This is a genomic window from Actinomycetota bacterium (assembly GCA_005888325.1).
Lineage (GTDB): Bacteria > Actinomycetota > Acidimicrobiia > Acidimicrobiales > AC-14 > AC-14.
Genome location: VAWU01000009.1, coordinates 27,359 through 39,051 on the forward strand (window position 1 = coordinate 27,359; position 11,693 = coordinate 39,051).

13 protein-coding genes and 3 pseudogenes are annotated in these 11,693 nt (G+C 68.3%); 5 read left to right on the forward strand and 11 right to left on the reverse strand.

Annotated features, from left to right (window positions below; genetic code table 11):
- Positions 1–418: hypothetical protein (locus E6G06_01495; GenBank protein ID TML93636.1), on the forward strand; the 418-nt coding region annotated here is incomplete at its 5' end.
- A 108-nt stretch (positions 419–526) separates the two neighbouring features.
- Here the strand turns inward: E6G06_01495 and E6G06_01500 are convergent.
- Positions 527–1,144, reverse strand: coding sequence for a class I SAM-dependent methyltransferase (locus tag E6G06_01500; protein TML93637.1), 618 nt, complete (start codon positions 1,142–1,144; stop codon positions 527–529).
- Positions 1,145–1,253: 109 nt separating this feature from the next.
- On the opposite strand from E6G06_01500, the gene E6G06_01505 reads away from it, so the two are divergent.
- Complete coding sequence (locus E6G06_01505; GenBank protein ID TML93638.1) at positions 1,254–1,535, forward strand: hypothetical protein; 282 nt, start codon at positions 1,254–1,256, stop codon at positions 1,533–1,535.
- A gap of 205 nt (positions 1,536–1,740) precedes the next feature.
- Positions 1,741–1,863, forward strand: a pseudogene (locus tag E6G06_01510) (alpha/beta hydrolase).
- 24 nt (positions 1,864–1,887) lie between these two features.
- Here E6G06_01510 and E6G06_01515 read toward each other — a convergent pair.
- Together E6G06_01515 and E6G06_01520 are read right to left on the reverse strand one after the other, a co-directional pair.
- Complete coding sequence (locus E6G06_01515) at positions 1,888–2,106, reverse strand: hypothetical protein (GenBank protein TML93639.1); 219 nt, start codon at positions 2,104–2,106, stop codon at positions 1,888–1,890.
- Positions 2,103–2,570 carry a helix-turn-helix transcriptional regulator gene (locus E6G06_01520; protein TML93640.1) on the reverse strand — a complete coding sequence of 156 codons (468 nt, stop codon included), beginning with the start codon at positions 2,568–2,570 and terminating at the stop codon, positions 2,103–2,105. The genes E6G06_01515 and E6G06_01520 overlap by 4 nt, the downstream gene beginning before the upstream one ends.
- A gap of 60 nt (positions 2,571–2,630) precedes the next feature.
- Between E6G06_01520 and E6G06_01525 the strand changes: the two genes are divergently transcribed.
- A complete protein-coding gene (locus E6G06_01525) occupies positions 2,631–4,949 on the forward strand; it encodes a molybdopterin oxidoreductase family protein (protein TML93641.1) in 2,319 nt (772 codons plus the stop codon).
- A 417-nt stretch (positions 4,950–5,366) separates the two neighbouring features.
- Here the strand turns inward: E6G06_01525 and E6G06_01530 are convergent, their stop codons facing one another.
- From E6G06_01530 to E6G06_01540, 3 genes are read right to left on the reverse strand one after another with little or no spacing between them, the layout of a single operon-like run.
- Positions 5,367–6,287 carry a hypothetical protein gene (locus tag E6G06_01530; protein TML93642.1) on the reverse strand — a complete coding sequence of 307 codons (921 nt, stop codon included), beginning with the start codon at positions 6,285–6,287 and terminating at the stop codon, positions 5,367–5,369.
- Positions 6,288–6,296: 9 nt separating this feature from the next.
- Positions 6,297–6,746 carry an OsmC family protein gene (locus tag E6G06_01535; protein ID TML93643.1) on the reverse strand — a complete coding sequence of 150 codons (450 nt, stop codon included), beginning with the start codon at positions 6,744–6,746 and terminating at the stop codon, positions 6,297–6,299.
- Entirely contained in the window at positions 6,743–7,795 is a 1,053-nt protein-coding gene (locus tag E6G06_01540; GenBank protein TML93644.1) for a UDP-3-O-(3-hydroxymyristoyl) glucosamine N-acyltransferase, read from the reverse strand. Before E6G06_01540 ends, E6G06_01535 begins: the two co-directional genes overlap by 4 nt.
- A 127-nt stretch (positions 7,796–7,922) precedes the next feature.
- Between E6G06_01540 and E6G06_01545 the strand changes: the two genes are divergently transcribed.
- Positions 7,923–8,408 (forward strand): MarR family transcriptional regulator, encoded by a 486-nt coding sequence (locus E6G06_01545; protein ID TML93655.1) that lies wholly within the window; start codon positions 7,923–7,925, stop codon positions 8,406–8,408.
- A gap of 66 nt (positions 8,409–8,474) precedes the next feature.
- Here E6G06_01545 and E6G06_01550 read toward each other — a convergent pair.
- The 5 genes and pseudogenes from E6G06_01550 to E6G06_01570 all read right to left on the reverse strand — a co-directional run bounded on the left by E6G06_01550 (position 8,475) and on the right by E6G06_01570 (position 11,692).
- Positions 8,475–8,824, reverse strand: a pseudogene (locus tag E6G06_01550) (TIR domain-containing protein).
- A 61-nt stretch (positions 8,825–8,885) separates the two neighbouring features.
- A pseudogene (locus E6G06_01555) lies at positions 8,886–9,317 on the reverse strand (glyoxalase).
- Between the two features lie 560 nt (positions 9,318–9,877).
- Positions 9,878–10,594, reverse strand: coding sequence for a DinB family protein (locus E6G06_01560; GenBank protein ID TML93645.1), 717 nt, complete (start codon positions 10,592–10,594; stop codon positions 9,878–9,880).
- A gap of 65 nt (positions 10,595–10,659) precedes the next feature.
- On the reverse strand, positions 10,660–11,196 hold the full coding sequence (locus tag E6G06_01565) for an isoprenylcysteine carboxylmethyltransferase family protein (GenBank protein ID TML93646.1): 537 nt from the start codon (positions 11,194–11,196) through the stop codon (positions 10,660–10,662).
- 25 nt (positions 11,197–11,221) lie between these two features.
- Positions 11,222–11,692, reverse strand: coding sequence for an oxidoreductase (locus E6G06_01570; protein ID TML93647.1), 471 nt, complete (start codon positions 11,690–11,692; stop codon positions 11,222–11,224).
- Position 11,693 lies beyond the last annotated feature (1 nt).

Sequence of the window (11,693 nt, forward strand, 5' to 3'; positions counted from 1 at the left end):
CGGGAAAGGCACGACGATCGGCTTATGGGACGTCGCAACGCACGAGGAGCGGACAGGGCTCTGCTGCACTGAAGGGGAGGTGTTCAGGCTGGCGTTCAGCCCGGACAGCCAGACGCTCGCAGCGGGTGACACAAGTGCTCAGGTGACCCTCTGGGACGTGGCATCGGCCAATTTGATCGGCAAACCGCTACGTGGCCACGCGATAGGGGTGATCTCTTTCGTCGCGTTCAGCCCGGATGGACAGGCACTCGTTTCCGCAGGGGGCGGCGATCTGATCGAGTGGGACCTTGATACAAGATCGTGGGAAAACCGAGCCTGCCAAATCGCCAATCGCAACCTCACTCAAGTCGAATGGGATCGATTCTTCGGCACCTCCGAGGCACGCCGCAAGACATGCCCGAACCTGCCGCTGCCCTGACGAGGCGACTCGGGTCACGCACTACAACTAGCGAGCTGATAACGCGCGCCGCCGAAGTTCTCGCCACTGTCGACACCCGCACGATCAGTGCGAGGGAGGTCGAAGGACCTACCGACTGACGGCCCGGCCTTCGTAGGTGTAGCCCATCGGCTTCGGCTCACCCTTGAAGTAGTAGCTCTCGATCTTCTCGATCTCGAAACCGGCGCGCTCGACGTCCTCGGAAATATGCCGTGTCAGGTGGCATTCGCCGGCGAGGCGTCCGTTCAACGGTTCCAAACGTTCCTGCCAACGTGCGACCTTCTCGTCGGGCGAATGGCCATGCTCTACGAAGTGGAACGACCCGCCAGACTTCAGGACGCGTCGCATCTCGGCGAGCGCGGCTTCCAAGTCGGGAATCGTGCAGAGAGTCCACGTCGAGAGCACGGCGTCGAACTCTGCTGACGGGAGGTCGAGGTGTTCGCCGGTCAGCCCGCCGTACTCGATGGGAATGGAGGTCTGCGCGATGCGAGGTTCGGCGATGCGCATGCAGACTCGTGAGGGTTCGATGGCGACAACTTTCGATACCTCGGGCGGGTAGTACGGCACATTCAAGGCGGTTCCGAAGCCGACCTCCACGACCGCGCCCTGTAGCCCGTCGCAGACGCGAGCGCGTACCATTCGGTTCGGCTTGCGCGCCATCACCTTGTCCTGGAATCGCGGGAGCAGCTGTTCCCGGTAGAAACCCATGCGGCAACCCCCTCATCGGGCCACGCGCACGGCCTACTCTGACCGGCCCTGATGCTGCAACTGTCGGTCGAGCACCTAGGTAATCCGCGCGCAGCGGTAGGGTGACATCGTGTCGTCGTCGGATCGTGTGCCGCACTGGGTGAATGACCTGGCCAGGTGGCAGAAGAGCCTGAACGCCGAGTTGAGTGCCCTTCCCGAGACGCTCCAAAAGTTCCGTGAGGGCGTTACCAATTTTCAACGCATTACGCAGCGGCTGCTCGACGCCACAGAGGCAACTGAACAGTTCACCAAGCTCTCTACGGGGGGGATGGCAGACGCGGGCCGCCGGCTGGACGAGGCGACGCAGGCGTTGCGGGCAAACATGCGACGTTCGAGCGAGACGACCGGATGAGCTCGGCGGTCGAGGAGTTCGCCGAGGCCCTCTCGGCGTTGGCTGAGCTCAATCCAGTGTGGCGATGGGCAGTTCCATCATCTCGCAAACGGCAGGCGGGCTCGTCAGCCACCGAGTGACGCCGCGACCCAATCGTCGACCGGGACGAACGATCGTGAAGCGGTCTCACGGAATGGTCACTTGCCAGCTCCACTCGAGAAACCTCACGACCTACGAGGTCAAGGCGAGTAACGTCGCGATGCTCTCGCAACCCGCGTTCGTGCTCGACGTGATCCGCGACGCTGCGAAGGCGGTCCAGATGAGCGCACAAGCCTCTGGAGTTGCATAGGGGGCGAGGTGACGCTCCGCGCTCTTACTCGGCGCCCTCGCGAACCGCTTGCGCGATCCGGAGCGCGTCGGCCGGCGTGAGTCCGGCAACCGCGGCGATCCAGCAGGTGATCGGCGCCGCCGTCCGCTCGGACACGTGGGCGGCGATGCCGGCGAGCTCGAGGAGCGCATCGATGTCGTCCGCTGACGTCGCGTCAACGCCGGCTGCCGAGGCGAAGGCGGCGAGCCACTCGTCGCGGGTCATCGCGTTGCCGCCTTCGGGTAGCCGGGACCGGCGTTCGCGCGGACGCTTCGAACGTCGATGGGCTCGGCGCACTCGCTGCACACGACGACGGCGCGCATGTCGTGACCGCAGCTCGTGTGGTGCAGCACGAGGGGGGTGCCTTCCGGGCCGGTGAGCCAGCGCTCGCCCCAGGCGGCCATGGCGGCGAGGATCGGGTAGACGTCGCGGCCCTTGTCGGTGAGGCGGTACTCGTAGCGCGCCGGGCTCTCCTGGTACGGGATCTTGGTGAAGATGCCCTCGTCGACCAGGCGGGCGAGGCGCTGGGTGAGGATGTTGCGGCCGATGCCGAGGGCGGACTGGAAGTCGTCGAAGCGGCGCATGCCGAGGCATGCCTGCCGGATCAGCAGCAGGTTCCAGTGGTCGCCGAGCACGTCGACGCTGCGCGCCACCGTGCACGGCCAGCCGGAGGTGTCGGTGCGCTTCATCGCATCAGCGTACCCCGACAAGGGTTGCATCTTGGAACTCGCCTCGCGTACGGTCCCATCATGCAACTTGACCTGCAGGAGCGAGCCGGGTCGACCGGCGAGTGGAAGGCCACCGCCTGCATCCTCTGTGAGTGCAACTGCGGCGTCGAGGTCCGTCTCGGCGGTGCCGACGGTCGCAGCTTCGAGCGCATCCGCGGCGACAAGGCGCATCCGGCGTCGCAGGGCTACACGTGCGAGAAGGCGCTACGGCTCGACCACTACCAGAACGGCCGCCACCGCCTCACCGCGCCGATTCGACGGCGGCGCGACGGGACGTACGAACCGGTCGCCTGGGATATCGCCATCGCCGAGGTCGCCGCCGGGTTCGCACGTGTGCGCGACACCTACGGGGGATCGACGATCCTGTACTACGGCGGCGGTGGGCAGGGGAACCACCTCGGCGGCGGCTACGCGTCCGCGACGCGCGCCGCGCTCGGCAGCATCTACCGGTCGAACGCGCTGGCGCAGGAGAAGACGGGCGAGTTCTGGGTCAACGGCAAGATCCTCGGCGCGTACGTGCGCGGCGACATCGAGCACGCCGAGGTGGCGATGTTCATCGGGAAGAACCCGTGGCAGTCGCACAGCTTCCCGCACGCCCGGACGACGTTGAAGGAGATCGCGCGCGACCCGAACCGGTCGATCGTGGTGCTCGACCCGCGTCGCACGGAGACGGCCGAGCTCGCCGACTTCCATCTCGCGCTCCGGCCAGGCACCGACGCGTGGTGCCTCGCCGCCCTCGGCGCGGTGATCGTGCAGGAGGAACTGCTCGACCGACGGTGGCTCGCAGAGCACACCATCGGCCTCGCCGAGATCGAGCCGGTGCTGCGCGCCGTCGACGTCGATGCCTACGCGGCGATCTGCGACCTCGACCCCGACCTGATCCGAGCGACCGCCCGTCGCATCGCCTCGGCGTCCAGCGTGGCGATGTTCGAGGACCTCGGCGTGCAGATGAACCTGCACTCGACCTTGTGCAGCTACCTCGAGAAGCTGCTGTGGCTGCTGACCGGGAACTTCGGCAAACCCGGCGGCCAGTACGTGCCGACGAGCATCGTGAACCTCGTGGGCAGCGGCTCGGGTTCCCGCTCGTCCGTTGGGCGCCGCACGCCGGTCGCCGACGCGCTGATCATCTCCGGCCTCGTGCCGTGCAACGTGATCGCGGAGGAGATCCTCACCGACCACCCCGACCGCTACCGGGCGATGCTGGTCGAGTCGGCCAACCCCGCGCACTCCCTCGCCGACGGACCCCGCATGCGCGAGGCGCTCGAGGCGCTCGAGTTCGTGGTCGTCATCGACGTCGCGATGACCGAGACCGCGCAGCTGGCGGACTATGTCCTGCCGGCCGCGTCGCAGTTCGAGAAGGCGGAGTCGACATTCTTCAACTTCGAGTTCCCGCACAACTACTTCCACCTCCGCCACCCGGTCCTCGACCCGCTCCCGGGCACGCTGCCCGAGCCGGAGATCCACGCCCGCATCGTCGAGACCCTCGGCGCGCTCGACGGCGTCGACCTCGGCCCGCTCGCCAAGGCCGCCAAGGGGAGCCGCGCCGCGTTCGGCGCGAAGTTCCTCGAGCTCATGAGCGAACACCCGGAGCTCGGTCCGCTCGCGCCGGTCGTGCTGTACCGCACGCTCGGCCCGACCCTCCCGGCCGGTCTGGAGTCAGCGGCGCTGTTGTGGGGCGCGGCGCAGCAGTGCGCGCTGCAGAACCGGCCGAGCCTCGAACGCGCCGGCATCGTCGGCGAAGGGACCGCGCTTGGCGACGCGTTGTTCGAGGCGATCATCTCCAGCCCGAGCGGCGTCACCTTCAGCGTCGACGATCATGCCGACAGCTGGCAGCGCGTCCGCACACCCGGCGGTCAGCTGCACCTCGCCAACGACATCCTCATCGAGGCGCTCACGGCCCTGGCGACCGAGCAGCCGCCCGGCGGCGACCCCGAGTTCCCGCTGGTGCTCACCGCCGGCGAACGGCGCTCGTTCACAGCCAACACCATCATCCGCGACCCGGCGTGGCGAAAACGCGACCCGAACGGCGCCCTGCGGGTGTCCGAGGCCGACGCGATCGGGCTGCAGCTCAGCGACGGCGACACCGCATTGCTCACGACCAGGCGAGGCAGCGCCAAGGTCCTCATCGAGATCAGCCCGATGATGCGGCCCGGTCACGTCGCGCTGCCGAACGGGCTCGGACTCACCCACACGCCCGGCGGCGATCCCGTCGGCGTCTCACCGAACGAGCTGACCTCGAGCGACCACCGCGACCCGATCGCCGGCACGCCGTACCACAAGCACGTTCCCGCCCGGCTCGAGCCCATCGAGAGGATCACGGCGCGCGCGGAGTCCGCCTGAACCTTGATCAGCGGGCTCTGGATCTACGGGTCCAATGTCTCGATCCGCGAGGACTCGCCCGTCAACGCTCCTGCGATGGTGGCGTGGAAGGAGCCGATCCAGCGCCGAGTGCTCGACGCGAGCGGGATGCGCGGGGTCGTCATCCCCTCCGCCCGTGGCTATTACGTGATCGGGAACCGGACGGAAGTCGACTGCTGCCGAACTGACCGAGGCCGCTGCCGTGGCCGCCGGCGCTGCGGGGGCGGTTCCCGGCTCAGACGAGGAAGCCCGTGGCCGCCTCGGCGACTACTTCGCCGAAGTGCTGCTACTCGATCAAGGTACGGAGGCGGCCAAGGCCCGCTGCGAGCTCGGCTGGCTTCCCAGCCGTCCGGGGCTCGTGGACGAGCTCCGCCACCGCAGTTACCGCAGCTGACCGGCTCAGGTGATGGGCGGTACGGCTCCTGCTGCGCTGGCGGCGAGGGCGGGGTCCCAGCCGCACACCAAGCAGGCGTGTCGGATCGCTGAGAGCCCGAAGTCGATGGCGGCTTGGTGCGGATCGGGTGAGCGGCGTGCGTCGTCCCAGTCGAGGAGGTACTCGCCCAGCTCGGTGTCCCAACGCGCCGCGGCCGGCGTGAGTGTGGCTTGGTCGAATCCGTCTGGCGACGGGAACGCGAACGCGAAGAAGGCGGGCCGTGGGTAGCGGGCGTCGCCGGGCCACCATCCGACTTCGATCTGCTGGGCGGTGGCCGAGTTGCGCATGATGAAGTCGTTGGACGGTGGGTCGGCGGCTTGACCGGAGAACAGGCTCACCGCGAGGTCGAAGGTGCCCCACCAGGCGTTGACCGGCGTGGAGCGCCCGCGGTAGGGGGCGCGTAGCGCGACAAGTACGAGGGCGGCCTGGGTGGCCGCGGTGAGGTAGGTGTTCGCCTGCGCCGGGTTGTAGGTGGCGCGCTCGTAGTCCTCGTCCAGGGGCGTCGTCCACGGAGTCTCTTGCGGTGTCGGGTCGATCTGCACCGGACCGACGAGGTCGGCTACTGCGGCGAGGACCCCGCGGGTGACTTCGGCCACCGGCCGGTCTGGTGCGAGTGCGATCCGCGTGGCTCGGCCGTCGCTGTGCTCGGCCACCGCCTCGTGGCGGTGCAGGTCCAGCGCGACGACAAGGGCGCCGGATCCGTCGGGTGCGGGCAGCGGGAGCGTTTCCCACCCGCGGGCGGTGAGGCGCAGCGCGGCGTGCTGGAGCTGAGGTTCGGGTGGCGCCAGGGCCGCGGCCAGCTTGCCGAGCACTTGGGTGTGGGCGTGCAGCGTGTCGCAGGTCGCGTGCCATGCCTCATAGGGCAGTTCGGGCCAGGGGGACGCCACTGAGCGCGCCTAGGACACCGGGCTCGCCGGCGACGCGGCGGGCGTCGTGCGGATCGTGGTCGTGATCGGCGTGCCGGCGCGGACGGCCAGGGTTACGGGCGTCCGTTCGGCGATCTCGGCCAGCCGGTCCCGCTGTTCGACCGGCAACTCGGAAGGCAGGGTGATGGTGCGATCGATCGAAGCCTGCCCGTCCTCGCTGAGGTCGTAGCGGACGTCGACCTCGATCGCCTCGAGCGCCCAGCCCTTGCGCTCGGCGTACATGCGCAGCGTCATGGTGGCGCAGGCGGCGAGGCCACTGAGCAGCAGGCCGAAGGGTGACGGGCCTGCGTCGCCGCCGCCGTTGACCGCCGGTTCGTCGGCGACGAGGTGGTGCGCGCCGGCCCGCAGCTCGACTCGCCATTTCGGCGCGGTCGCCGCGGTGACCGCAATGGCGCGGGCGACGTGCCGCGTCGTGGTCATCGGCGTTCACCGCGACCTGCGGGGGACGGCAGGTCGTCGATGTGGAGCGCCCAGGCCGGCCGGCCGGGCGCCTCGATTCGTCCGACCTCGGCGGCGGGGAAGCCGTCGATCTCGACGCCGTCGCCGAAGCGCGACCGTTGTTTGACCACCGCCCCGGCACGCACGACGCAGCCGCCGCCCACGACGCTGCCGTCGCAGACGATGGCGCCAGGCTCGACCACCGTGCCGACGCCGATGTGGCAGCCGTGGATCATGGCGCCCGGTCCGACGGTTGCGCCGTCGTCGATGACCAGCTGGTTGTCGGGCAGGAGATGCAAGACCGTGTTCTCGAGGATCTGGACGTCGACGCCGATCCGGACAGGGCCGTGGGAGTCGCCGATGATCTTGACCCCGGCGCCGATGATGGTGCGTGCGCCGATGACGACGTCGCCGGTGACTTCCGCGGTCGGGAACAGCACCGCCGACTCCGCGATCGTCGGCAGGATGCCCCGGTAGTCGTAGAGCTGTCCCATGGCGAGGCCCTCCAGTGCAGGCTCGACAACGATGGATGTGTGGGCGGGGAGCGACAGGTCGCCGTCCCGGAGCCCGCGGAGCCGGTCGAGGTCGGCGTCGGACACCGTGCGGATCACCCGGGCCGGCCGACCGACAGCGACCACGTCACTTGGCAGGTCGATGCCGGCCGGCACCAGCGCGCCCTCGCCGAGAAACACCCGGTCACCGAGCCGGGCGCCCGGCATGAGGATGGAGGCGTTGCCGATCTCACAGAGGTCGCCGACGGTGGCGCCAATGACGAGGCAGCGGTGCCCGAAGGTTGTTCGCCGCCCGATTGCCGTGGGCATCGTCGGCGTACCGATGACGACGCAGTTCTCGATCACTGCCGAACCGGTACCGATCGACACGCCACGGCCGGATGCCCGCACGACCGCCCCCTCTGACAGCAGCGCGCGCCGCCCCAAGCTCGGCCGCCCGATGACTACCGCGGACGACGCGATCCGCGGCGCGACGTCTCGATCGTCAACGGGGAGAGCGGTAGCGAGCGTCTTGCTCATGGGTGGGCGAACGAGACGGTCCGATCGGGCATCGAATCTCAAGTTAGTGTACGGAGGACTTGAATCGTCAACTGATCGAGCGGCGCCGCCCCGTACCATGCCTGTCATGGCTCGAACACGACGGCGGATGAACAAGGGCGAGGCGCGTTGGCTCACCCGTGACCAGGAGCTGGCCTGGCGGTCGCTGGCGAGCATGGTCCACCAGCTGCGAGCGGCTCTGGAATGCCAGCTCGAGCGCGACGCCGACCTCAGCTTCATCGAGTACCACGCCCTCGCCCGGCTCTCCGAGGACGCCGACCATCGGCTGCGGATGAGCGAACTGGCTGCACTCACGAACGCGTCCCTCTCGCGGCTCTCCCACCTGATCAAGCGGCTCGAATCGTGGGGCTACGTGCAGAGGGAACCAGACCCGACCGACGGAAGGTTCACGATCGCGAGCCTCACCGAAGCGGGCTACGCCAAGCTCGTCGCCGGCGCCCCCGGCCACGTCGCCTGCGTCCGGGAGCTCGTCATCGACGAGTTCACCTCGACCGAGCTCGACCAGCTGCGCCGGCTCTGTGATCGCATCGTGGCCCGAGTCGATTCCTCTGCCTGGAAGCAAGCGTTGTCCTGACGCGCGCGCGTCGGTCGTCCAGAGCCCCCGCCATGACAGGCTGAAGCCCATGCAGATCGGCGCCGTCTACCCACAGAACGAGCGGGCGTTGTCCCAGGCGAGGGTGCCGTCGGTGAGCATGGGCAAGATGTGGTCGGGGCTCTTGGTCGCGCACCAGTGCTCGATCTCGCGGTTCACCCAGGGCGAGGCCGCAGCCTCGGGCGAGGCCATGAGCACGAAGTAGGCCGAGTCGTCCATGGCGGTGACGATGGAGGCCCACAGGTGCGGGTTCACGGTCAGGCCGGTGTCGTCACGGAAGATGCGCAGGGGCCGCTGCCGGTACCACGGCCGGGCCAGGCGCTGGAGGCCGGTCTGCCCGCCGGGGCCAGTCGTCCATCGGCCGCGTGCGAATAGGAAACGAACGCGTCGTAAGCCATGACGCCTCCCCACCGTCGGTGGGGGACTATGTCGCCAGAGGTCGGCGGTGAACGGCTTTGACTACTGGCCTTCGACGATCATGAGCTGGTTCTTGTTGTTGTCGCGGAAGAAGAACAACAGCGGCACCGTGCCGTCGCCGCCCATCAGCTCCGCGTCCACATCGACGTCCAGCTTCTTCAACTCGGCGTGATCGGCGCGGGGATCGGGCGACTCCAAGGCGATGCCCGTCATGCGGCCGGTCTGATACTCGCCTTGGGGTGGGACAAGGGCGAGCGCGGCCCCGCCGGCCGGCGGCGCGACCTCGACCTAGCGGTCGCCATCACCGAAGGGGACATCGGCGACGACCGAGAAGCCGAGGGTCTTCGTGTAGAAGGCGATCGCCTCGTCCTGATCCGCCACTGGGACCATCACCCTGCCGACGTGCGTGATCTGCGACACGTTGTCTCCTCTCGAAGGTTCAAACGTAGGACCGGTGCCCACGGGGAAACTCATCGGTCAGCTTGGCGTCCGACGGCGCGCTCCCAACAAGTCCCGTCACCATCGATCGGGGCGCGCCGAGGCCTGGAGTGCCTGACCGCCAGAACGTCGGCGCTCAGCGCTGCTCGACGCGCAGCTCAGCCGGGACGAACAACGTCGGGAGGACTGCCCGGTCCGAGAGCCGCCGAACTCGGTACCTCGCGCCTTCCTCGCGTACGGCTGCCACTCCGAAGCCCCCGGCCCAGGCGCGATCGAAGCGGTTCCGTACCTCGACGGGCGTCCCCACCGGCCAGCGGGGCTCAGCCATCGTCGCGCTCCCGGAGAAGGGGGGCGGCCTCGAGTGCGGCCGCCGCGGTAGCGGGGACATCGGGTTGATGACCGATGTCCCACCTGAGGGGCCGGCCGCGGGGCTGCCAGATCGCGAGCTGCGATGGGGGCTGCTCGGGCGCATGGGGGTACCAGGCCTCGGAACGCATTGAGTTGTCTCCTCTCTCGCCTGGGGGCATGGAGGACCCCGGCGGCGAATCGGTGACGAAGCGACCTTACCCCTTGCGCTGGCTGCGCCCAAACGGGTCTCATTTCGCCGCTTCCAGGTGCGCGAGGTCGCGCTGCGCGTAGCGGTTGTGCCAGAACTCTTCCTCAAAGACCGTGTAGATGCACTCTTGCAGCGGGTTCGTGCCGTTCTCGAGCACGTCGATCGATCGTGTGAAGTCGGTCGTTGCAACCGATGCGAGATAGTCGCGAAAGCGCGTGGCGCGATCCGCGCGCACGGCGAGAACCTCCGACACAGACGGCGTCAGGTCGTGATCGAGACCGGGCCACGGGAAGTCGAAGGAGCCGGTGTTCGGCAACCCGATCGGGTGGAAGCCCTCTCCGAGGATCGGCGCCGTGAACCACTTGTCCATCGCGAAGACGAGATGTCGCAGGGTCTGGACGAAGGCCCACTCGTCGTTTACCGACTCATACAGCGTGTCTTGGGGGAGAGCCTGCGCCCGGGTAATCGTCTTCGCCCACTCGTCTTCGAGGGCGGCCCACGTCGCGCGCATACCCTCCGGGTTCGAAGGACGGAGCATCGCGCGCAGCGGGTACCACGGGTCACGCGCGTTCACGTATGCCGTGACGTCGACGCCGTTGATGACAACCGTGTCGACCAGCGCGTCGATATCGACGTTGACGAGCCAGGCATGGCTGATCTTCGCGTCGGTGAGGTTGACGTCGCGGAAGCTGGCGCCGCTGAGATCGGCGCCCCAGAACACGGCTCCCGCAAGATCGCCCCCGAACTCTTCCGGCATGGTGCCTCCCGTCGCGTCGCTGCTGTTCAGCGTGCAGTTCCGCAAGTCTGCAGGAATGCTGGGGGTCAGCGCCGGCCGGGGCGACCTAGGAATCGAGGGGTCGCGCGCTCGTACGCGTCCCACTCGGCACCGAACTGACGTGCCAGTCCACGCTCCTCCATTCGGACACCGACCTGGAGACCGACGACGAGCGCCACGAGCCCAGCCGCGACGTGGAGCGAGCCGAGGAGAATCGCCCAGCCGGTCCACATTGCGATGTCGCCGACGTACAACGGGTTGCGGCTGAGGCGGTAGAGCCCGTCGGTGACCAGGTAATCCGGAGTCAGAAGGTGTTCGGGGTCCACCTTCATGATGCGCCAGTCGAGACGCCGCACCGCCTTCGCATGGTCAGACACGGCGAGTACGACGACAACGAGGCCGCCGACCAACGGCGCGAGGCCGACAAGGTTCGCCACGCCTGGACGCGTGTCCTCCCAACCACGCTTCGGACCAAGCGTCGACAGCGCGATTGGAACCCCGACATTGACGGTTCCGTAGATGGCTGTGACAGCAATGGCGGCGAGAGCGGGCGGCACTCGGAAGCGGCGCACTGCTGTCATCATGCTCAGACGGCCGAGCGGCGCGAGCTCAACTGTCGCGAGAACCGGTGTCGCCGACGAGTCCGTCCCAGGACCAGCGTGGAATCCGCAGGCCTTCTGGTACGTCGTCGGCGGAGCGGTGATACCGGGACATCGTCGTTGTGGTCGCCCACGCGAAGTAGTCATGCAGGACCTGTCGGAGCCGATCGTTCCCGTCGAGGCCGACGTCGACCAAGGCCTGGTCGAAGCAGGAGATCGCGCGACGGTTCATCTCCTCGTGCGCCCCGTTGCCACTGTGGAGGCGAACGACTGAGGTCTCGTCGCCGTAGGTCTCCGAGTACCGACTCGGACCACCGAGTGCTTCCCCCCAGTACGCGGCCAGCCTCTCTGTGTGCTGCGGATGGAACCCGTGGCTGAACGCGTGGCTGACCACCTCGTCCGCCATCACCCTGGCGTGCCACGCGCCGGCCAGACCGGCCAGGCCGTCGGCTCCTCCCGCGGGCTCGTACACCGTCACCATG